We start from the raw sequence: 21,067 nt of genomic DNA, 5'->3' as shown, positions 1-21,067 counted from the left end.
AATAACAACAGTTTTTCATCACAACAACACTTCAGCGGAAGGTAGAAATGAGCATCGCCGAGATGACAAGGACGCACTTCTCCGCACCCGACGGAACAAATCAGAGCGTTATTAACTGGGTGGAAGAGATCGCCGCCCTCACTCAGCCCGACGAAGTCGTCTGGTGCAACGGAAGCCCCGCAGAGGCAGACGAGCTCGCCGAACTCATGATTGAGGCCGGCACGCTGACACGACTCAACGATGAGTACCGTCCCCACAGTTTTCTCGCCCGCAGCGACCCCAGCGATGTCGCTCGTGTCGAATCGCGCACCTTCATCTGCTCGGTCAACGAGAGCGATGCCGGCCCCTCCAACAACTGGGCTGCACCCGCCGATATGCGCAACACCCTCGGCGGGCTCTTCGAGGGCGCCATGCGCGGCCGCCGGATGTACGTTGTTCCGTTCTCCATGGGACCGCTCGGTTCGCCCCTCGCCAAGATTGGCGTGCAGGTAACCGACTCCCCCTATGTCGTTATGAGCATGGGCATCATGACGCGAATGGGAACCGCCGTTCTCAATGCCATCGATGACTCCACCGAGTGGGTGCGCGCCATCCACAGTGTTGGCGCCCCGCTCGCCGCCGGCGACACGGATGTGCCGTGGCCCTGCAACCAGACCAAGTACATCAGCCACTTCCCCGAGACTCGCGAAATCTGGTCGTTCGGTTCCGCTTACGGCGGCAACGCGATTCTCGCGAAGAAGTCGTTCGCTCTGCGCATCGCTTCGGTGATCGCTCGCGACGAGGGATGGCTTGCCGAGCACATGCTGCTCCTTAAGCTCACGAACCCCCGTGGTCGCGTCTTCCACATCGCTGCGGCATTCCCCAGCGCCTGTGGCAAGACCAACCTCGCGATGCTCAAGCCCACCATTCCCGGCTGGAAAGCCGAAACGATCGGTGATGACATCGCGTGGCTCGGCAAGGGAGCTGACGGCCGCCTGCGCGCCATCAACCCCGAAGCTGGCTTCTTTGGCGTGGCTCCCGGAACGGGAATCACCACCAACGAGACCGCCATGGACACCATCTGGGGCAACACCGTCTTCACCAACGTCGCGCTGAAAGACAACGGCGACGTGTGGTGGGAAGGCATGACCGATGACGTGCCTGAGCACTTGATCGATTGGCAAGGAAACGACTGGACTCCCGAATCGGGAAGCCCCTCGTCGCATCCGAACTCACGTTTTACTGTGGCAGCAGCACAATGTCCCAGCATCGCAGATGACTGGGAATCGCCACAGGGCGTCGTCATTGACGCCATAATCTTCGGCGGTCGCCGCGCGACCAACGTGCCGCTAGTGGTGGAGGCACGAGATTGGGAGCATGGCGTCTACCTGGGCGCCACTATCTCATCTGAGCGGACGGCGGCTGCCGAAGGCACCATTGGCGAACTACGGAGAGATCCGTTCGCCATGATGCCCTTCTGCGGATACAACATGGCAGACCACTGGAGCCACTGGCTCTCGGTCGGCCAGAATCTTCGCAGCTCGGGCACAGTGCCGCGCATCTTCCAAGTCAACTGGTTCCGTAAGGGTGCGGATGGCTCGTTCCTCTGGCCAGGCTTCGGCGAGAACTCTCGCGTGCTCGAGTGGATTCTCGAACGCGTCGACGGTCAAGTTGCTGCGCAGGAGAGCGCCCTGGGCTTGCTCCCCCGCGAAGGCGACCTCAATATCGATGGCCTCGACCTCGATGAGAACGTGATGGAACAGCTTTTTGCTATCGATACCGAGTCGTGGCTCGCCGAAGCGGCATCCACCGAAGAATTTTTTGCAACCTTCGATGGCCGCGTCCCCGCTGCCGTTACGCGCCAGCTTGAGCAGTTGAAAGCACGCCTCACAAGCTAACCAACGAAACCGCCTCGCCGTTCGTCTTTATTAGTGTGACCACAATTGCGCTACCTATTGGCCATTCCTCGGCCACAATAGAGACGACGGCGAGGAGGGGCTCAGTGACTGAGACCAAAAACACCCCTGCCCGCTGGGAAGACGTAGCCGCACAACTCGTCGCCGAGCGCGGTGAGGCATTAACGCGTTACGCGTACCTGATTTCGGGAAACCGCGACGACGCCTCCGACCTTGTGCACGATGCCCTCGTGAAAACCTTTGGCCGTCTGCGCAACGGTTTTGGCATCGCCAGCGCCGAAGCTTATGTACGTCGAGCGATTCTGAACACCTACCTTGACCGCGGTCGAAAGATTAGCCGCTGGCGCAAGATTGCCCACCTCACGGTAGAGCCCGACATCCATGAATCTGCGGATTCTGACACCGAGGCCCGCTTAGACCTGCAGTCTCAACTGATGAAACTCCGCCCGCGCGAACGGGCGTGCGTTGTGCTTCGCTATTACGAAGACCTCAAAGTGGACGACATTGCCGCAACCCTGGATATCAGCTCGGGAGCCGTGAAACGCTACCTGAGCGACGGGCTCGCCCGCATGGCTGTGAGTCTCGATCGCGCCGACGCGCACGCAGCCGCTGACTCACACAATCTGGGAGGCCACCGTGGTTGATGAAACCGAACTGCGCAACCAGTTTTCTGGCACCGAGCTGCCCCCAATCGATATTGATACCGCCGCTGTGATTTCCGGAAGCAAGCGTCGCCGTCGTCCCCGTCAGTTTGCCGTGGGCGCCATCAGCGTGCTTGCAGCGAGCGCGCTCGTGTTCGCGGGGATCAACACGTATCAGCAGGCAGACCTGATCAGCACCACGGCAGGAGTGGTCGCTGAGGATTCGGGAGAAGCAGAAAGTCAGTTCGACGCCGAGAGCGACGCCGCTCTGTCAGACGCCCCGCAGGCCGCCCAAGACACAAGCCCGATCACCGCGGCGTGTGGCACCAGCATCCGCACCGATGCGGCAACGCCGTTCGGGCTGTCACTCGAACTGCAATTTCGCGCCGAGGTTGTGGCCTCGGGTAGCGCTTACGGCACGGTGCTCATGACTAATACCTCGGATGAGCCGGTTACCGGAACGACCGCGAACGTGCCCGACGTGAACCTGCTGCGCGACTCAATCGTGATTTCTCACAGCCCGGATGTACAGATTTTGTCGGTCATGCCGGTGAATCTGCAGCCGGGCCAGAGCATCGCATTCGATGTCGCAATCGACGTTTTCGACTGCACCACTATCGACACCGGCGGCATGGTGGAACCCGGAACCTACGCTGTCAACGCGACTCTCGCCTTCGTGCCCGAGGATCCCGCCGGGGGCGATACTGTCGAAGTTCGCAGCGCAAAGTCAGTAATCACGCTGCAGTGACCACAGCCGCCTTCGCTAGACTCCCCGTGTCACTGTCGTCGACGAAGGAGCACCCGTGAAGGCTCGACTAAACGCCACCCTGGCGCTCGCTGCAACGCTCGCTTTGCTCACCGCAGGGCCTGCTTTCGCCAGCGACCCCGTGAGCCTCGACGGCGGCTATGTCGTCGACTCGGTGGGTGTGCTTGATGGTGATTCGAGCGCCATCGACGGCGCCGTCGATTCGCTGTATGACAGCCAAGGCATCCAACTTTTCGTCGTTTACGTCGACGAATTCACCAACCCCAGCGATCCCGTCGACTGGGCTGATGCGACCGCAAACAACAGTGGGCTCGGCGACAACGACCTGTTGCTGGCCGTTGCCGTTTCGCAGCGTCAGTACGCGCTTTCTGTTTCCGCTGATGCCGGGGTAACGGATGCGCAGTTGGATGCCGCGGAAAGCGCGATCGAATCCGAGCTGCGCGACGACAACTGGGGTCAGGCGGCCGTTGCGGGGGCCAATTCTCTCGCCGGCGAAGACTCCGCGGCGGCGGGCTCCGAAGCATCGAGCAGCATCCCGGTTTTGCCCATCGTGGGCGGCATCGCGGTGCTCGGTGCCGGAGCGTTCGTGATTTATCGCGTACGACGCGGCGGAAAGGGTGGCCGCAGCGCCGCTCCCGCCGCCGAGGTCTCGCAGGAAGAGCTAGACCGTCGCGCCGGCAGCGCCCTTGTCGACCTGGATGACGCAGTCAAGACCAGCGAACAAGAGCTCGGCTTTGCGGAAGCGCAGTTCGGTTCGGCGGCGACCGCCGGGTTCCAGAAGTCGCTCGACGAAGCGAATGCCGCGGTGACGAAGGCGTTCCGCATCCGTCAGCAACTCGATGACAGTGAGCCCGAAACGGCCGAGCAGAAGCGCGCCATGACGATCGAGATCATCGAGCTGTGCGAGCACGCCGACGACTTGCTCGACGAGCAGGCTGCGGCGTTCGACGACCTTCGGCAACTTGAAATCAACGCGCCCGCGGTTCTCGCTGAAACCTCCACCGCGATTGCTGCCGCAGCCCAACGCCTCCCTGCCACCGAGGCAGCCCTCGCGGCGCTTAGCGCGCGCTATGCTCCCGCCGCCATTGAGGCTGTGGCCGACAACGGTGCCCGGGCACAGGCCCTGCTGAGTTCGGCAGTTCATACGTCAACGGCGGCGCAGGCCTCCATCGAAGCCCAGAAGCCGAGTGAGGCTGCCGTCGCTGTGCGCGCCGCTCAGGCGGAACTTGGTCAGGCCATCCAATTGATGGATGCCGTCGATTCGTTGACCGCAGAGCTCCAGGCGGCAGAGCAAAAGCTTGCCGCCGCGATCACCGACACCACGAACGACATCGCTGCAGCGCGGGCGCTCCCCGCCGACAGCACGGCAGCAACTCTGCAGCCGTCGATCGCGAGGGCCGAAGCGGCGCTCGCAACCGCTCGGTCGGCAACAGCCGACCCTGTCGCCAGCTTGAGTTCGCTCGGCGATGCCAACGCTGCTCTCGAGACTGTTTTCCTGGGCGTGCGCGATCAGCAAGCCGCAATCGCTCAAGCGGCGACGCAGTTGGCGGCGGCCTTGGCCGCAGCACAATCTCGCATCACGACGACCGCGCAGTTCATCACGACGCGTCGTGGTGGCGTGGGCTCATCGGCGCGAACGAAGATCGCCGAGGCTGATCGTCAGCTCAAGCAGGCGCTCGCGCTGCAGGCATCCGACCCGGTCACTGCTTTGACGCACGCGCGCTCGGCCGACCATCTGGCGGCGAGCGCGTATGACATCGCTCAGCGCGAGGTGTCGCAGTTCTCCGGCGGCTCCAACGCGGGCCTGGGCGGGCTGCTTGGTGGCTCGGGCTCCGGCGGTGGTGGAGATCTGCTCGGCGGCATCATCGGCGGGCTCATCGGCGGCAGCCTCGGCTCGCGCTCCTCACGACCGTCCTCGGGATACTCCTGGGGCGGCGGCTCGCGCTCGTCACGTCCATCTGGCGGCGGATTCTCGGGTGGCGGGCGCTCTGGCGGACGCAGCTCGGGCGGATCGTCTCGTCGCAGTGGTGGTGGCCGCAGCCGCGGCGGTAGATTCTAATTACGGTTTCCTTCAGAAAACTCACGAAAGGCACGTCGCATGGCAAAGCAGTCAATTCTCGGACGAATCTCACAACTACTGAAGGCGAACATCAACTCGCTCCTCGACTCGGCGGAGGACCCTCAGTTGATGCTCGACCAGCTCGTGCGCGACTACACCAACTCCATTGCGGATGCGGAGAGCGCGGTAGCTCAGACCATCGGCAACCTGCGCCTCATGGAGCAGGATCACACCGAAGACATGAACGCTGCTGCTGACTGGGGCCGCAAGGCTCTCGCGGCCAGCGCCAAGGCTGACGAACTGCGTGCCGGTGGCAACAGTGCGGATGCCGACAAGTTCGACAACCTCGCCAAGGTCGCGATCGGTCGCCAGGTGTCCTCCGAGAACGAAGCCCGCACCGCGGAGCCGACCATCGCGTCGCAAACTCAGGTCGTCAACCAGCTCAAGAGTGGTCTCGATGGCATGCGCGCCAAACTGAGCGAACTCACCGCCAAGCGTGACGAGCTCGTTGCTCGCTCCAAGACGGTCGAAGCGCAGTCGCAAGTTCACGACGCCCTCAAGTCGATCGATCTCCTCGACCCGACGAGCGACCTCGGCCGCTTCGAGGACAAGATTCGCCGCGAAGAGGCCAAGGTTCTCGGCCAGCAGGAGCTCGCGGCATCCAGCCTCGACGCTCAGTTCGAAGGCCTCGAAGACCTCGGCAAGCAGACCGAAATTGAGGCTCGTCTCGCGGCTCTCAAGGCTGGCGGAACCCAGGCCCTCACCGCTGGCGAATAGCTCAGCAACTCGAAAGTTAAACGGATGACAATTAATTACGTTGTCGTTCCGCAGTGGCAGGGCTCGGGTTCGTCCCGCGCGATGCAGCTTGTGGACGGTGCCGAGTCAATTCGGGGAGATCTTCCCTCTGCGTTGACTCGCACCGTCGACATTCCCCTCGAAGCGGGCGACCATCAGGGCACGGGCGTGCACCGCTACAGTTCGCTGTTGCTCGTGCGCGACCGGCTACGCCACGCTCTCGCCGAGGGCACCGAAGCTGGTGTTGACACTCATGTCACCATCGGTGGCGATTGTGGTGTTGAGCTCGCGGCGATCGAACATGTGAGCGCGAGCGAACCTGCCGTGGTGTGGCTCGACGCGCATCCGGATCTGCACACTGCTGCGACGAGCCCCTCTGGTGCATTTACCGGCATGGTGTTGCGCACCCTTCTGGGTGATGGGCCCTCTGAACTGGTACCCGCGCATCCTGTTCGCGCCGATCGGGTGATTCTCGCGGGCGTGCGCTCGGTCGATATTGCTGAAGATGACTACATCGCGCAGTCCGGCATCCGGATGCTCGGTCCCGTCGATTTCTCGGCGGAGACGTTGCTTGAGGCCATCGCCGCGACGGGCGCCGATTCGGTGTATCTCCATGTCGACTTAGATGTGCTCGATCCCGCGGACTTTGCAGGACTCGGCTCCCCCGTGCCGTTCGGCATCGAAGCGGGAGTGCTCATCGACGCGATTCGCGCTGTCGTGGCGAAGTATCCGCTGGCGGGCGCGGGCATTACCGAATTTGCTCCCGCGTCAATGGCGGCCGCGGTAGATGACTCCCCCACGATCCTGCGACTGATTGGCGCTTTAGCGAGCGCCGGCAGTCATTCGCGCGGTTCTTCCGCCACCGCGACCGACACCGAGTAGTTCGCCCCGTCGACATCCGTGATCGTCACTTCGCTGTCGAAGTCTTCGCCCAGCGTGGTGTCGGTAAGAACGCAGTCGAGCTTCGCGTTGTTCTTGAGCTGAATGGTGTCGGTGCCGCAGTTCATTGCGGGTGCTTCGCCCGTCGACTGCTCGAGTGCCGAAACCGCCGTCGCGGCGATGTCACTCGCGGACACTTCGACGGGCGGCTCGCTGCTGCAGCCGCTGAGAAGGGCCGCCGTCGCGACAGCACACACGAGAATTGCGGATCGCAACACAGGAGCCTCCGAAAAGTTGGGGTGGGTATGAGCTTATCGCCAGCATCCCTCCCACTGGCAGCCGCGCGGTCGTAGTCTGGGGCCATGACTGACTCCAACTCGAGCACCCCCAAGATCACTGTGGAGCGAGACGGTCACGTCTTGCTTATTGGCCTCAATCGCACGGACAAGCGCAACGCCGCCGACATGGAGATGTTGCAGCAGCTGGCGCTCGCGTATGGCGAACTGGAGCGCGACCCCGAACTGCGGGCCGGCTTCGTTTTTGCCCACGGCGACCACTTCACGGGCGGCCTCGACCTCGCTGACATTGGCCCCCGCATTGGCGCGGACGGGCTCGACATGGTTCCCGAGGGCGGCATCAACCCGTGGCAGGTCTCGGGCGAAAAGCTCTCGAAGCCCGTCGTGATTGCGGTGCAGGGCACGTGCCTCACGCTCGGCATTGAGTTGCTGTTGGCGAGTGACATTGCGGTTGCCGCGGACTCCACGGTGTTCGGTCAGGTGGAGGTTTCTCGCGGCATCCTCCCCTTCGGCGGTGCGACGATTCGGTTCCCCCGCCAGGTCGGCTGGTCGAATGCCATGCGCTGGATTCTCACCGGTGACAGCTTTGATGCCGCGGAGGCGTACCGAATCGGGATGGTGCAAGAAGTTGTGCCCCACGGCGAGCAGTATGCGCGTGGTCTTGAGCTGGCTCACCGCGTTGCCGCCCAGGCTCCGCTCGCTGTGCAAGCGGCGCTAGCGAATGCGAACCTTGCGATTCGCGAGGGCGATGCAGCGGCCGAGGCTGGCCTTCAGCCCGCCCTCGTAGCGGTCGCTCAGAGTAAAGATGCCAGAATTGGCATGGAAGCGTTTATGACGCGCACCACCGCCGAGTTCATCGGCAGGTAGCAGAAGCAGCATCCGCACCACCAACGCGAAGGAGTTCACTCATGACCGAGAACAACTGGGACGTCATTGTTATCGGAGCCGGAGCGGTCGGTGAGAACGTGGCGGATCGCGCCGTTCAAGGCGGGCTAAGTGTGGTGCTCGTGGAGAGCGAACTCGTGGGTGGCGAGTGCTCGTACTGGGCCTGCATGCCGTCGAAGGCCCTCATCCGCAGCGGCTTGGCGTTGCGGGCGGTCGAAAAACTTCCCGGCGCTGCTGAGGCCGTGACCGGTGGCATCAACGTCGAGGCTTTGCTCGCTCGACGCAACAGCTTCACCAGCAATTGGGATGACGCCGGCCAAGTGAAGTGGGTCAAGAAAGCGGGTATCGGCCTCGAACGCGGGCACGCGCGCGTCGCGGGCCCGAAGACCGTCACGGTCACGGCCGACGACGGCACCGTCACCACGCTCACCGCGAACCACGCCGTGGTCGTGAGCACGGGATCTGACCCGCAACTGCCGGACATTCCCGGTCTGATCGAAGCTCAGCCCTGGACTCCGCGTGAAGCCACCGCGGTGAAGGTTGTTCCCGAATCCCTCGCCATCATCGGCGGCGGCGTTGTCGGCGTTGAAATGGCCACCGCCTACCGCGACCTCGGCGCTGAAGTCACCATGTTTGCCCGCAGCGGTCTGCTCAACGGCCAAGAAGACTTCGCCGGCGAGATGGTCGAGAAGGCACTGAAAGAGCGCGACGTCACGATCGTGCGCACCTCCCCCACGCGCGTGGAGCGCACCGCTGACGGCGTCGTGATTGAGACTCCGGACGGCAGCTTCACGGCATCCGAAATTTTGATTGCCACCGGTCGCGCCGCTCGCACGAACGACATTGGGCTGGAGACCGTTGGCCTCACGCCGGGTGACTGGATCCGGGTTGACGACACCATGCTCGTACCTGACACCGATTGGTTCTACGCCGTCGGTGACGTCAACCATCGCGCGCTGCTTACCCATCAGGGCAAGTACCAAGCGCGGGCCGCCGGTGACGTGATTGCTGCCCGCGCCAAGGGCGAGACCGTGGATGACGCCCCGTGGGGTGCGCATGTTGCGACCGCCGACCACGGTGCTGTTCCGCAAGTCACGTTTAGCGATCCCGAAGTCGCTTCGGTCGGAGTCATGTCTCACGATGCCGAGAAGCAGGGCATCGACGCCCAGATCGTTGACTACAACATCGGCTGGGTTGCCGGCGCGAGTCTGCAGGCCGACGGCTACGAAGGGCATGCTCGCCTCGTGATCGACCGCGAGCGTCAGGTCATTATCGGCGCGACCTTTGTGGGCCAGGATGTTGCGGAGCTGCTGCACTCGGCCACCATCGCCATCGTGGGCGAGGTTCCCATCGCGCGCCTGTGGCACGCGGTTCCCTCGTACCCCACGATCAGTGAGGTGTGGCTGCGCCTACTCGAAACCATCGGGCGCCCGTGAGCCGAGCACTAGCGCTGGGCACGCGGCTCGGGCACGGCCTGGCGCGCGCCGAACACAATCCGCGGGCTCAGCGAGTGCTGCTGCACCCCGTCGTCACGCGACCCGGCTACTGGTTTGCTACGGCATCCGGAGCGCTGTGGGGCGCGGCGCTGAGCAAGCGCGGGCTGAAGTCGCAGGGTGGCGTGCTGGTGGCGACGCCACTGCCGAAGTGGGCTTTTGGGCGCGGTGGTACGACGATTGGCGCCGTGTTTTTGACCGGCGGCATCGCGAGCGATGCTGTGTTGGAGCATGAGTCTGTTCACCGCGAGCAGTGGCGAAAGTACGGGTTGTGGTTTATCCCGTTGTATCTGCTGGCGGGGCAGAATCCGCTGACGAATCGCTTTGAGGTGGAGGCAGGGCTTGAGCTGGGCGGCTATGTGCGCGCGAAATCGACGCGTGCACCGAAAGCCAGCACGGAGGACTAGCAGGCGGATGCTGGGCGCGAGCTAGTCGGAGGGGCGCGAGCTAGTTGGAGCTGAGCAGGCGCGCGGGGCCCTGATGAGCAACCCACGCGTAGACGGTGCTTTCACCGAACGCACTGACGGGCAGCATTTCGCTGAGCCACGCGTCGACCGAACGGGCAACACTTTGGCCGCGTTCGCGCAGCAACCAGCACACGCTGAAACGACCGGGAGCCGATAGCGGCTGGATGTCGTCGGCGGAGTCGACTTCGATGAAGACTTGGCCACGCGAACGGGCCGGTAATGTCGCGAGGATCATCGAGATTGCATCGATCGAGGTCTCGTCTCCCGCGAGCAGCACGCGGTCAGCCGACTGGGGATTCCAGGCGATCTGCGGGGTGAAGAGTTCGGGAAACATTGATCCCAGTATAGGCATGCCTTACCTAAATTACGAAGCCCTCTCGGCGGACTCCAAGCCGCGACTTTCAATGGTCTATCTGGATGTCCCGGGTCGGTGAAAGCCGCATGCTTCGGCTTCAGTTTCCCTCGCGCCACAACACGTCATTGTGAGAATTCATCTTGTTCAAAAGAGGTTCGGAACTTACGCTGGTTCCATGAAGCGAGCAACAATCGGCGCGTTTTGGAGCTTGGGGATCAACCTTGCGCTCTATCTCGGCGTCCTCGGATTCACTTCGGTTGCGCGCGCGCAAAGACTCGACTGGAGCAATACCGCGACTGAATGGATATCGACAGTCTGGTTTTGGTCGATCTGGCTCATGGCCGCTAGCGCACTTCTGATCGTGGTTTTGATCGCTGCGCAGATTGTCTGGGCATACCTGCCACGATCGTGGTCGCGCAGCTGACGCGCACTCTTCGCAAATCCGCGCACGCGATGCTGTGCCGAATCAACGAGCACCGGTCCTCCGCTCAGTTGCGATTTCTTTGGCAGCACTGGGACTCCTCTGGATTGGCTCGCTCTCTGCATACGCGAGCTTGGCGGAGCGAAACAGCCACTCGTCCTGCGCTGATCATGTTCCCGCGAGATTGAGCGATTCGGAATATGTCGTGCAAACCAAATCACGGGTGACACTTCTACCGCTCGCGCTTGAGTGCTCGTTTTACGCCGAGTCAGCATCCGAAAATCCAGACTAAGTCGTTGTAGAAAAGGATCTCGGTACCGCATGGTGGCTCGGTGTGCCAGCCAGCTTCTTGGCCGCAGCGGTGGTGTGGACAACTAGTCGCCGCAAGAGCACAGACGCAAGCGATGGGCCCGCGAAGTAAGCCCGAAAAAGCGAGCGCGAGCGGCTAAGCCTCCGATGCCGCCGGCGTTTGCGGGGGTGAGACGTTCCACGTGTGCGCGGTGGTCGTGGGCCCGAAGTGGGCGAGTGCGGTAACAATGTACGAGTTGATGATGTCGTCTTCATGTTGTTTGGCAAACCGCCATAGCCGCTCATAAAGATCCCGCACAGTTGTTCGTAAGTGCGCCGGGATACGCGCACTCGGGGCTGTTCCGAGTGATCTGCCGGGGGTAGAGGCGAGAAGGTTCGTCATCTCGTCGGGGTCGGCGACGCGGTCATAGAGCTCATCATCATCGAACATGTTGTAGACAAGTTTCCAGCTGTCTGTCATCACGATGCGCTGGATACCGTACGCTTCATTTCCATTCGATTGGAAGACAAGTTCATTGCGCGGCAGGTTCAACGCCTGTCCTCGTAGTGCGGCAGACAATGAGAAACCCGAGGGTCGGGTGCGGCTGGTGACGCCGCATTCCTCTAGCAGGGTGGGCCCAAGATCGACGAGGCTGACGGGGACATCACACGTGGTGCCGGCAGCGCGCGTCGAAATATTCGCCCCTCCGATTACTAAGGGCACGTTGTACGCCGCGTCGAAGGAGGGTAGTCCTTTTGCCCACAGTCCGTGCTCGCTGGTGTAGTCGCCGTGGTCGGACACATACAGCACGAGAGTGTTTTCTAGCTCACCCGATGATTCAAGGGCGTCAAGAAGTCGCCCAAACAAGTAGTCCTCGTACGAACAAAACGCAAGATAGTGCCGCAGGGACTCTCGGTGTTCTTCGAGCGAGAGCTGGTCGAACGGGTCGCGTGTTCGACGATAAAGCGCGGGCTTATCGTCCAACGGATCGATGAAACTCGCTGGCAGGGTTATTTCTTCAGGGTCGTACATGTCGAGGAATCGTTGCGGTGGTGTGTACGGGTCGTGGGGACCCAATGTTCCGACGTACAGCATCCACGGCCGCTCACCGTCGGCTCTCTCCGCAATGAACGACACGGCCTGATCTGTCACGGCGTCGTCTCGGAAGGGGGCTTCATCAACGCCGTACTGCACGTATCGGGGCCACCCCGGTCTAATGATCTCCCCCGGCATTCGCTCGCTCGCGTCTGAAGGCGCGAGCGAGTTCTTCAGCTCTGCCCACTCCGCATTTCTTGCGGTGGTGTGTTCGCTTTCTTTGCTCGATGCCGCAGCCGGCATCGGCGGGTGCAATAGCAATTCATCCCAGCCGAAGACTTCGGGCGATTGCGAATTACTTACGTGCCATTTTCCAGAGAAACCGAGCTGATAACCCGCTTCAGCGAAATCCTGAGACCAGAAAGCGACGTGTTCCCGCGGTCCTCTTGAGAGGGCGTTCGAAACGTTCACGTTGTTCCACACGCCGTGTTCGGACGGATATCGGCCTGTGAAGAAACTCGCTCGCGACGGGCAACAGTGCGGCGAAGGCGCATACGCGCGGGTAAAAGTGACGCCGGTGTTTCGAAACTTGTCGATTCGCGGAGTGATCGCTCTCACACGGTGCGCCGGATCGATGGTTGAACCACGCTGCTGATCCGTCATAAAAACAAGAACGTTGGTCACTGTTGCCCTCTCATGTGGACTCGAACGTCTACGTGACGCGCTGGAACTCGATGATCACCGCTTGCTGAGGATCGAGCGACGGCAGGGGTAGACCTAACACCGTCAGGGCGCTCCCATCGAGAATGAGGGGGTCTGATTCGCCGGCGAGCATCCACGCGGGGTGGGCGAACGACTGGGTCATTGGCGCTCCCACGTCGAATCGCACACGAACCTGATATCGGCTATCGGGGTCAAGCCCGGGAATGGGAACGCGCCCATACTGCCCGAGAGAAGACGTTCGCACTTGCGCGAGCTCAAACAGTGCATGAGAGCCGTCGTGCGCGACGACGCCATGGAGTACCGCGGCATCGTCGGCGAGGTCCGCATTTACCGCAACACCGCTGTGGATTAACGAACGCATTTCTTTGTAGAGATCGGCCCAAGTATGGAAGATATCGATTTCGGGCTGCGCGAACTTCGTCAGGTTGCTTTCGATTCCAGAATGCGCAAACAACGCGGTGGTCATTCGGAACGATTGCTCGGTGGTTCGCTTGGTTGTGTGGGCGCGGGGCTCACCGATATGCGCCCCCATAAGCTCGGGCGGGATCAAGAGTGTCGTCCATTGCTGAATCGCCTGGCGCTCAACAGGATCATTGCAGTCCGAACCCCAAACGCGATCTGTCCGTTCGAGAATGCCGAGATCGATGCGGCCGCCACCGCCGGCGCACGACTCAATCTCTAGCCGAGGGTGATGCCGCCGCAGTTCATCCATCAGAGCGTAAGCCGCGAGGGTCTGGTCTCGGGTCCCCGCACGGTCGCCGTCAGACGTTTGACGGGAAGCTTCGACGAGATCGCGGTTGTGGTCCCACTTGATGTAGTCAATCGCGTGCTCGGTGATAAGCGCGTCCATGAATCCGAGGATGTACTCCCACGCATCGTGGTTGGCCAGGTTGAGCACGTGTTGTGAACGCGCAGGTAAGCCGACTCCTGACGCCGGTGCGAGCACCCAGTCGGGATGCGCACGTGCGGTGTCGGAGTCGAGGTTGACCATTTCAGGTTCGAACCAGAGCCCGAACTGCATGTTGTGCTTGCGCACGTGCGCGACGAGCTGGCCAAAGCCTTGGGGCCACGTGATCGGATCGATCCACCAATCGCCCAATCCCGCAGTGTCATCGTGACGCGCGTGAAACCAGCCATCGTCGAGCACGAATCGCTCCACACCAACCTCGGCAGCGCGGTCGATCAGCTGCGTCAGGGTCTCGTAGTCGTGGTCGAAGTACACGGCTTCCCACGAGTTGAGCGTGAGCGGTCGTGGCGAGCTTGGGTGGTGCGGACGTGCACGCAGGTGCGCATGAAACCGCGACCGGATGCCATCGAGACCGTTACCCGACCATACGAACATGATGGTCGACGTCGCGTAGGTCTCGCCCGGGTGCAACCGCACTTCTCCTGTGCGTAAGAGTTCGGCTCCGCCTAGAGAGGTGGTCAAGGCTCCGGCACCTTCCGGGAGTCGTTCGACGTGCCATGTTGAGTCGCCACTCCAGGCAATGTGCATCGACCATACTTCGCCGGTGCGGTGGTTAAAGCCGGGTGTCCCCGCACTCATGACGTACGGGCTGTCGGATCCGGTCTTTCCTCGACGCGTCTCGCGAGCATGGATGCCATCCGCTAATTGTTGGCGTTGTGGAGATCGTTCTCGGATCCATTTGCCGCTGAAATCAAGGATCTCCGTCGCCCGAGAGGGCAAGGGGAGGCTCAAAGACAATCGCTCAACGCTCAGAACGCTGCCAACTATGGAGGTGACTTCGGCTTGCGCGGAGATTACGCCCTGCATGCTCAGGGCGTACGTGGCGACAACCCGCACCCCGTTCTCTTCGTCGGAAAGCGTGAACGCAACGGAGTCACCCTCGGGGCTCGCGCTGATCTGCGTCGTACTGAAGCGGCAGGTCAGCTGGTAACCGTCGCGCGATACCGCGATACCTGGACGCCCCAACCAGCCGGTCTGCTCGCTGGGGAGAATTCCGAACACGCGTGGCACGTCGGGCGCGGCGTTGAGCTGAGCGGGAACGGCAGTGAGTGCAAGCATGCGTCGAGCGTCGTCATCGAGATGGCCAAGATCCGCTCCCCAGTGAATCACCGCGGGAACGGCGCCGGTCGCATCGAATATGAGGCTGGCACCTCCCCCACGCAGCACGACGATTCCCGATTCGTTCAACGCACTCACGCGACGGCAATTCGGGCGTAGCGGCTTACCTCGCGCGTGAGCTCTGCGTTCATGAACTTGCCCAGCAGTTCAGCGCGAAGTTCTCTGTGCTCTGCTTCGTCGAAGAGGTTGTGGGTCTCGCCAGGATCAGTGTGTAGATCGAACATTTCTCCATAGTTTTCATCCCGGTAGATCGTGAGCTTGTATCGATCGTCGATATAGGTGCGGATGTGCACGCGCGTGGGTTGGTGGCGGTTTTCAACCAAGACGTGGTCACGCGCGTGTTCTTGCTCGGCTTTCCACACGGGCAGTTGGTTGACTCCCTGCATCGAAAGGGGAATCGGCAGGTTCGCGGCCGCCAACATGGTGGGGGTGAGATCGACGAGACTTTGCAGTGCTGTTGAGTGCGAGCCTGCGGGGATGCGCCCAGGGAATCGGGCCATCATCGGAACTCTCAGCAGATCCTCGTAGTGGAATGCTCCCTTTGCGATTAACCCATGCTGCCCCAAAAAGTGACCATGATCCGTCGTGAAGATGACGAGGGTGTCCTCCGTGAGGCCAAGCGCGTCAAGTCGGTCGAGCAGGGTGCCGACTGCGTCATCGATGAACGACATCATGCCGTAGTAGATCGCGATGTTGCGGCGTAGCTCGTCGTCGTCGATGAGATGGCTGCCAAACCCATGATTCTCGTACGGCGTCTCTTGCCACGGCGAGTAGTCGGGTGCCTCTTCTTGAGTGAGCCGGTGCCACACAGGCATGCGATCAAGTTCGCCGGGAGCGAGCGAGCCGGGTGTTACGTCGGCTGGATCGTACATGGAGGCCCAGGGCTCGGGCACAACATACGGCGGGTGAGGGTCTTGGAAGCTCGCCCAGAGGAAGAACGGCGAGTCGCTCTCTGCCGCCATATCGAGAGCGTGAGCGCTGCGTTCCCGTACAAAGTTTGTGTAGTGATATTCCTCAGGTAGATCCCATGAATGTCTGCGGGGATTGGATCCGTCTTCGTTCTGAAAGTAGTCGCGCCAGTTCGTGAGTCCCTTGTCTTGCATCCAGAGGGCGTAATGCTGCCCAGCCCATCGTTCATCAGCATGATTTCGCGCCAATTCAATGTGGTCGAACCCGTAATAGGGTCCGGTGAAGGAGCGCCAAAAATCGAGATCTCTCAGCGTGGGCATGGCCTCGAGCGATGTCTGATCAGGATGGGATGCCAGCGGCTGGAAATGGGCCTTACCGATAAGTGTTGTGGAGTAGCCGGCGGCACCAAGAATCTCGCCGACAGTCTGTTTGTCCTCGTCCAGTTTGGTACCGATGGTCCAGCAACCGTGAAGTGACGGATACTGACCCGTGATCATCGACGATCGTGACGGCGAGCAGAGCGGGTTCGGGCAGTATGCACGATCAAGAACAACGCCTGCTTCCCCCAAACGGTCGAGGTTCGGGGTCTTGAGTAGTGGAGTCCTGCTCCCGAGGGCGTCGAAGTGTTGCTGATCGGTCGTAATGAGCAAGATGTTGGGATTTTTGGGCATCAGAAGTCCGTTCAAGTATCGTCAGAGAGCGTGGCGCGTCATTGCGCGACGGTAGGTGGGCACCCGCAAGACGCACGTCGCACGAGGGTGGTGCTGAACATGCGAGATTCAGCCGGTTTTGAAAGACGCAGTCGAACAATGGCTTCGACGGCGGCGCCTGCCATCTCATCGATGGGCTGTTGCATTGCGGTCAATGCGGGCCAGGTGTATTCAGATTCGGGGGAGGCATCGAACGAGACGATCGCGAGTTCATCGGGCATCCGCACTCCCGCTTCGTGGGCGGCCCGGATAACTCCGGTTGCTTGCACGTCGGATGCGACGAAAACAGCTGAGGGTGCTGCGGCGCTTTCGACAAGCGCCCGCCCGGCTTCGAACCCCCCGGCACGCGAGAAATCTGCGCGAAAGATGGGGCCTCTGCGAAGCCCCGCCTCAGCAAGCGCATCCATCCACCCAACTTCTCTAGAGTGCGCGATCCCTGCCATCTCTGGGCCAACAACGAGGCCGATCTGAGTGTGGCCATGCTCAATCAGGTGTTGCACCCCTTCGCGGGCTCCCGCGCGGTGATCGACGGTGAACGCGAGACCGCCGGGTGTTCCAATGTTGCACCCGAACTCTACAAAAGGTGTCTTCGTTGCACCGAGCGTGGTTGCGCTTTGGTCCGCGACGGTACTCAACATGATGATGCCGTCAACTTGTCGCGACGTGAAGCTGTGCATCAGTTGTGCTTCGCGCTCGCGGCTCGAATGTGAGTGCGCGACAAGTAGGTCGAAGCCGTGGGCGACCGCGGCCGTCTCCACGGCGACCGCAAGTTCAGCGAAGTAGAGGTTGGTGGCATCGGGGATAACCATGCCGAGGAGTTGGGTCGCACCAGTTTTGAGGCTTCGCGCGGCGGCGTTAGGCCGATACCCGAGTGCCGCCGCTGCTTCGAGCACGCGTTTACGCGTCGCGGGCGCCACTGACTGCGGCCCGGCGTTCGTAACGTAACTCACGACAGCTGTGCTGACGCCAGCTAGTTTCGCCACGTCCGCGCGGGTAGCGCGGCCAGGGGCAGCTGATGTGCTCGCCGTGGTCATGAGTTTCCTATCTCAATCGGCAGTTGTCGTGACTGCGTTGGCATTTCTACCAAAGTATGGACTAGCTATTTACTCCAGTCAAATGTCGAAACACCCTGAAAGTCCAGCTACAAAGAGACTCTTGCCAATAAAAAGTTACTCGTGTAACGTCTTGGCACAGCAGACTTGCACCTCGATTGCAAAGGAAAGACAATGAAGTCAATAAAGGCAATTTCGGCTGTTGCGCTCGTCGCAACCCTTACTCTCGCCGGATGCTCCTCCGGAGCTAATGGAGGCGACGCTGGCGGCGACGTCACGATCGAATTCCAGACGGGATTCGCCGTCGATGACGGCGAGATGACGCTGATGAAGGAGCTTGTTTCTGAGTTTGAGGCCAGCAACCAGGGCGTCACGATCGATCTAATCGCGGCTGGTACCGACTACGAGTCGGATATGAAGGTTCGCCTGGCTGCGGGCACAGCGCCAGACATCTGGAACACGCACGGCTGGTCGCTGCTGCGATACAGCGAATTTCTTCTGCCCTTAGAAGATCAGCCTTGGGCGGACGACGTTATTGACTCGCTTGACGAGACGATGCGCAACGATGCGGGCGAAATTTTCGCTTTGCCCACGAACATCGATATCTCAGGCTTGATTTACAACGCAGATGTTCTTGAAGCGGCCGGAGTCGACCCGTACGGGATCGAAACCTGGGATGACTTCGACGACGCAGCTGACGCGGTCAACTCCGATACGGTTTCGCCGATCTACCAGGGAGGCAAGCCGCTCGCGGGAGCGCTGGCTGATCGAGTCGTTAGCGGCACGTTCGACGACGATGATCTCGCCGAGATGCTCGATGGGTCTTTCGTGACCCCGGCTTACGAAGAGATGCTTGATTTGGTACAAGACTGGGGCAACTCTGGGTATTTCAACCCTGATTACTCCTCAGCCAGCCGCGACGACATGGCGAAGGCGCTGGCTCAGGGCCAGGCTGCGTTCATGTACGGCCCCTCGTTACTGTTCGATAACGCATGGAGCTTCAACCCCGATGCCAACCTCGGCTTCATGCCAATCCCCAGCACTACGGGAGCACCGCGCTACCTTGTGGGTGGCGAGCGCACGGCGTTCGGCATCTCGAAGAAGACCGAGAACCCAGACGTGGCGAAGGCATTCATTGCTTTCCTCGCGGAGAACGACACGGCGCTCGCCGCAGCATCCACTTCACCTCCCGGCCTGACGACGGCGACTATGGAGCTGGGAAAATTGCAGTCGAGCTTCGAAAAATGGATGACTGAAGAAGAAGTGCCTGTGCTTCCCTACTTCGACCGCGTGTACCTTCCCAACGGTTCGTGGGAATCCATGCAGGTCACAACAGACGTCGTGATTACCGGACAGGGCACACCCGCGCAGGCGACTGAGCAGATGAAGGCCACGTTCGACAGTCTCCAGGGCCAGTCCGAGTAGGACGCCAAAAATCCCCGGGTGGGTTGCGCAGATACTTCCCACCCGGGGCACCACCCCCTCGTCGACAAAGGAGCCGACTCTCATGACCACTGCACCGCTCAAGCCGTCCCGCGGCCTGCGCCGTAGCGCCACCCGTGGCGCTGGCTACGTCAACCTGCTGTATATGCCTGCGCTCGTGATATTCGCAGTTTTTATGATCTACCCGCTCATCAGTGGCATCGGCTTAGCATTCACGAACTGGAACGGGTACAGCGAAGCCCGCAGCTTCGTCGGACTTGACAATTTTGCGCGGCTATTCGCCGATCCCGTCTTTGGCACAGCGGTGCGCAACACCTTCATATTCGGCATCGGGTGCACGATTATTCAACAAGTCTTCGGGCTGGGGCTGGCCATCGCATTGGATAAGCCGTTGCGTGGACGTTCGACCGTGCGAGCAATCGTGTATCTGCCCGTGCTCGTCTCTCCGATCATCATGGGCACGATGTACTACCTCCTCCTGCAATACAACGACGGCGCATTCAACGACGTCGTGGTTGCGTTCGGTGGTGAGCGTATGGCGTGGTTGGCTGACTCTTCGATGGCGATCGCGATCATTGTCGCCGTCAATAGCCTCCAGTTCATGGGGATCTCAATGATCATTTATCTAGCCGGATTGCAATCAATCCCTGAAATGTATTACGACGCCGCGAGCCTCGATGGAGCGACGACCTGGCAACAGTTCCGATACGTCACTGTTCCCCTACTGCAACCGGCCTTTGCGACCAGCATTGTGCTCAACCTCATCGGTGGTTTGAAACTGTTCGACGTCATCAAAATCTTAACGAACGGCGGCCCGGGATATTCGACCCAGTCGGTATCGACGCTGATCAGTACGACCTACTTCGACAGCCAAAGCGCTGGCTATGCGTCGGCGATGGGAGTTGCGCTCTTTGCGATCATCATCGTGATCACCATCATCATGAACAAGCTCCTCGGCAGCCGGAAGGTGGAGGCATAGATCATGTCCAGACTCTCAAAAGCACTTATCGGAATCGGGCTTGCTGTTGTCTGTTTTGTGCAGCTACTGCCGTTTTACGTGGCGTTGACGACCTCGCTGAAGCCGAAGACTGACTTGTCGTCCCAGCTTGCGTTGCCGAGCGAAATCTTCTTCGGAAACTTCGCTAGCGCGTTAGACGATGGCAATATTTTGCGGGCGATCGTGAACAGCATCATTGTCACGGCTGTCTCGACATTCTTCGTTTGCGTGCTGGGTGCGCTCGCTGCGTACCCGTTGGCACGCAGAGGCACGTGGGTAAACAAGGTGATCATGCTCGTGATTCTGAGCATGATTATGGTGCCACCACTTAGCATTTTGGTGCCGCTGTACACAATGCTGAGCAAGATGGGTGGAGTCAACACCTATTGGGGCATCATCTTGGTGATGATCGCGACGCACCTCTCGCTGAGCGTCTTTCTCTATGCTGCTTTCCTTCGCACTATTCCTAGTTCGCTGGAAGAAGCAGCCAAACTTGATGGCGCCAACCTCCTACAGACTCTCTTCTACATCGTGTTCCCGCTGCTGAAGCCAGTGACAGCGACGGTCATCATTCTCACGGGAATCGCAACGTGGAACGAATACGCTTTGTCATCATTCATATTGACAAAGCCCGACGTGCAGACGATTGCACCCGCGATTGCCTCGTTCTTTTCGTTGCAATCCAGCAATCTGGGAGCCGCTGCGGCCGCTGCGCTACTCGCGCTTGCTCCGGTCTTAATTGCGTACCTGTTCCTGCAGCAATACTTCATGAAGGGCATGGTTGCCGGCGCAGAAAAGTAGACCGCTCACGCAGAACTTGGTCTAGAAATCGGGTGTGTCGGTGTCCGGGCGCGTGTGTGGGCGTGCCCTT

19 protein-coding genes are annotated in these 21,067 nt (G+C 60.8%); 13 read left to right on the top strand and 6 right to left on the bottom strand.

What is annotated here, in order from left to right; all coding sequences use genetic code 11:
- Positions 1-47: 47 nt before the first annotated feature.
- The 6 genes from I6E58_RS13160 (at position 48) to I6E58_RS13135 (ending at position 7,038) form a co-directional block, all read left to right on the top strand.
- Positions 48-1,877 (top strand): phosphoenolpyruvate carboxykinase (GTP), encoded by a 1,830-nt coding sequence (locus I6E58_RS13160; RefSeq protein WP_197134537.1) that lies wholly within the window; start codon positions 48-50, stop codon positions 1,875-1,877.
- Positions 1,878-1,981: 104 nt separating this feature from the next.
- Positions 1,982-2,539, top strand: coding sequence for a sigma-70 family RNA polymerase sigma factor (locus I6E58_RS13155; protein ID WP_197134534.1), 558 nt, complete (start codon positions 1,982-1,984; stop codon positions 2,537-2,539).
- Entirely contained in the window at positions 2,532-3,284 is a 753-nt protein-coding gene (locus tag I6E58_RS13150; protein ID WP_197134531.1) for a hypothetical protein, read from the top strand. Before I6E58_RS13155 ends, I6E58_RS13150 begins: the two co-directional genes overlap by 8 nt.
- A gap of 55 nt (positions 3,285-3,339) precedes the next feature.
- The gene (locus I6E58_RS13145) at positions 3,340-5,361 is read left to right on the top strand and encodes a TPM domain-containing protein (RefSeq protein WP_197134528.1); all 2,022 of its coding nucleotides are present in this window, start codon (positions 3,340-3,342) and stop codon (positions 5,359-5,361) included.
- 39 nt (positions 5,362-5,400) lie between these two features.
- A complete protein-coding gene (locus I6E58_RS13140) occupies positions 5,401-6,138 on the top strand; it encodes a PspA/IM30 family protein (protein ID WP_197134525.1) in 738 nt (245 codons plus the stop codon).
- Positions 6,139-6,162: 24 nt separating this feature from the next.
- Positions 6,163-7,038, top strand: coding sequence for an arginase family protein (locus I6E58_RS13135; protein ID WP_197134522.1), 876 nt, complete (start codon positions 6,163-6,165; stop codon positions 7,036-7,038).
- On the opposite strand, the gene I6E58_RS13130 is transcribed toward I6E58_RS13135, so the two are convergent.
- On the bottom strand, positions 6,996-7,313 hold the full coding sequence (locus tag I6E58_RS13130) for a DUF4333 domain-containing protein (protein ID WP_197134519.1): 318 nt from the start codon (positions 7,311-7,313) through the stop codon (positions 6,996-6,998). The two genes, I6E58_RS13135 and I6E58_RS13130, sit on opposite strands and share 43 nt — an antisense overlap.
- 84 nt (positions 7,314-7,397) lie before the next feature.
- Between I6E58_RS13130 and I6E58_RS13125 the strand changes: the two genes are divergently transcribed.
- The 3 genes from I6E58_RS13125 to I6E58_RS13115 are packed head-to-tail and all read left to right on the top strand — an operon-like array spanning position 7,398 to position 10,116.
- Complete coding sequence (locus I6E58_RS13125; RefSeq protein ID WP_197134516.1) at positions 7,398-8,198, top strand: crotonase/enoyl-CoA hydratase family protein; 801 nt, start codon at positions 7,398-7,400, stop codon at positions 8,196-8,198.
- A gap of 41 nt (positions 8,199-8,239) precedes the next feature.
- Positions 8,240-9,652 (top strand): NAD(P)/FAD-dependent oxidoreductase, encoded by a 1,413-nt coding sequence (locus I6E58_RS13120; RefSeq protein ID WP_197134513.1) that lies wholly within the window; start codon positions 8,240-8,242, stop codon positions 9,650-9,652.
- On the top strand, positions 9,649-10,116 hold the full coding sequence (locus I6E58_RS13115; RefSeq protein WP_307842150.1) for a hypothetical protein: 468 nt from the start codon (positions 9,649-9,651) through the stop codon (positions 10,114-10,116). Before I6E58_RS13120 ends, I6E58_RS13115 begins: the two co-directional genes overlap by 4 nt.
- A 40-nt stretch (positions 10,117-10,156) precedes the next feature.
- Here I6E58_RS13115 and I6E58_RS13110 read toward each other — a convergent pair whose 3' ends face one another.
- A complete protein-coding gene (locus I6E58_RS13110; RefSeq protein WP_010205043.1) occupies positions 10,157-10,510 on the bottom strand; it encodes a siderophore-interacting protein in 354 nt (117 codons plus the stop codon).
- A gap of 196 nt (positions 10,511-10,706) precedes the next feature.
- Between I6E58_RS13110 and I6E58_RS13105 the strand changes: the two genes are divergently transcribed.
- Positions 10,707-10,955, top strand: a complete 249-nt coding sequence (locus I6E58_RS13105) for a hypothetical protein (RefSeq protein ID WP_197134510.1) — start codon at positions 10,707-10,709, stop codon at positions 10,953-10,955.
- 442 nt (positions 10,956-11,397) lie between these two features.
- Here the strand turns inward: I6E58_RS13105 and I6E58_RS13100 are convergent, their stop codons facing one another.
- From I6E58_RS13100 to I6E58_RS13085, 4 genes are read right to left on the bottom strand one after another with little or no spacing between them, the layout of a single operon-like run.
- Complete coding sequence (locus I6E58_RS13100) at positions 11,398-12,960, bottom strand: sulfatase-like hydrolase/transferase (protein WP_197134507.1); 1,563 nt, start codon at positions 12,958-12,960, stop codon at positions 11,398-11,400.
- 28 nt (positions 12,961-12,988) lie between these two features.
- Positions 12,989-15,163, bottom strand: a complete 2,175-nt coding sequence (locus I6E58_RS13095) for an alpha-galactosidase (RefSeq protein WP_307842149.1) — start codon at positions 15,161-15,163, stop codon at positions 12,989-12,991.
- Positions 15,160-16,665, bottom strand: a complete 1,506-nt coding sequence (locus I6E58_RS13090) for a sulfatase (protein ID WP_197134504.1) — start codon at positions 16,663-16,665, stop codon at positions 15,160-15,162. The genes I6E58_RS13095 and I6E58_RS13090 overlap by 4 nt, the downstream gene beginning before the upstream one ends.
- Positions 16,666-16,703: 38 nt before the next feature.
- Positions 16,704-17,738, bottom strand: a complete 1,035-nt coding sequence (locus tag I6E58_RS13085; protein ID WP_197134500.1) for a LacI family DNA-binding transcriptional regulator — start codon at positions 17,736-17,738, stop codon at positions 16,704-16,706.
- A 192-nt stretch (positions 17,739-17,930) separates the two neighbouring features.
- On the opposite strand from I6E58_RS13085, the gene I6E58_RS13080 reads away from it, so the two are divergent.
- From I6E58_RS13080 to I6E58_RS13070, 3 genes are all read left to right on the top strand, one after another.
- Positions 17,931-19,181: an ABC transporter substrate-binding protein gene (locus I6E58_RS13080; RefSeq protein WP_197134497.1), complete on the top strand. Its 1,251-nt coding sequence runs from the start codon at positions 17,931-17,933 to the stop codon at positions 19,179-19,181.
- Positions 19,182-19,263: 82 nt separating this feature from the next.
- Positions 19,264-20,178: a carbohydrate ABC transporter permease gene (locus tag I6E58_RS13075; protein ID WP_197134495.1), complete on the top strand. Its 915-nt coding sequence runs from the start codon at positions 19,264-19,266 to the stop codon at positions 20,176-20,178.
- Between the two features lie 3 nt (positions 20,179-20,181).
- Entirely contained in the window at positions 20,182-20,997 is an 816-nt protein-coding gene (locus I6E58_RS13070) for a carbohydrate ABC transporter permease (protein ID WP_197134494.1), read from the top strand.
- Positions 20,998-21,067: the final 70 nt, after the last annotated feature.

It is taken from the genome of Salinibacterium sp. SWN1162 (assembly GCF_015864675.1).
GTDB lineage: Bacteria > Actinomycetota > Actinomycetes > Actinomycetales > Microbacteriaceae > Rhodoglobus.
Note: the sequence above shows the minus strand (reverse complement) of the source record. Positions and strands in the feature narration are given on the sequence as shown.

Bases quoted from the DNA above. Each gene is read 5' to 3' on its own strand.
- I6E58_RS13125 (WP_197134516.1), top strand. From the start codon at position 7,398: ATGACTGACTCCAACTCGAGCACCCCCAAGATCACTGTGGAGCGAGAC.
- I6E58_RS13105 (WP_197134510.1), top strand. From the start codon at position 10,707: ATGAAGCGAGCAACAATCGGCGCGTTTTGGAGCTTGGGGATCAACCTT.
- I6E58_RS13140 (WP_197134525.1), top strand. From the start codon at position 5,401: ATGGCAAAGCAGTCAATTCTCGGACGAATCTCACAACTACTGAAGGCG.
- I6E58_RS13135 (WP_197134522.1), top strand. From the start codon at position 6,163: ATGACAATTAATTACGTTGTCGTTCCGCAGTGGCAGGGCTCGGGTTCG.
- I6E58_RS13080 (WP_197134497.1), top strand. From the start codon at position 17,931: ATGAAGTCAATAAAGGCAATTTCGGCTGTTGCGCTCGTCGCAACCCTT.
- I6E58_RS13110 (WP_010205043.1), bottom strand. From the start codon at position 10,510: ATGTTTCCCGAACTCTTCACCCCGCAGATCGCCTGGAATCCCCAGTCG.
- I6E58_RS13090 (WP_197134504.1), bottom strand. From the start codon at position 16,665: ATGCCCAAAAATCCCAACATCTTGCTCATTACGACCGATCAGCAACAC.
- I6E58_RS13160 (WP_197134537.1), top strand. From the start codon at position 48: ATGAGCATCGCCGAGATGACAAGGACGCACTTCTCCGCACCCGACGGA.
- I6E58_RS13070 (WP_197134494.1), top strand. From the start codon at position 20,182: ATGTCCAGACTCTCAAAAGCACTTATCGGAATCGGGCTTGCTGTTGTC.
- I6E58_RS13085 (WP_197134500.1), bottom strand. From the start codon at position 17,738: ATGACCACGGCGAGCACATCAGCTGCCCCTGGCCGCGCTACCCGCGCG.
- I6E58_RS13075 (WP_197134495.1), top strand. From the start codon at position 19,264: ATGACCACTGCACCGCTCAAGCCGTCCCGCGGCCTGCGCCGTAGCGCC.
- I6E58_RS13120 (WP_197134513.1), top strand. From the start codon at position 8,240: ATGACCGAGAACAACTGGGACGTCATTGTTATCGGAGCCGGAGCGGTC.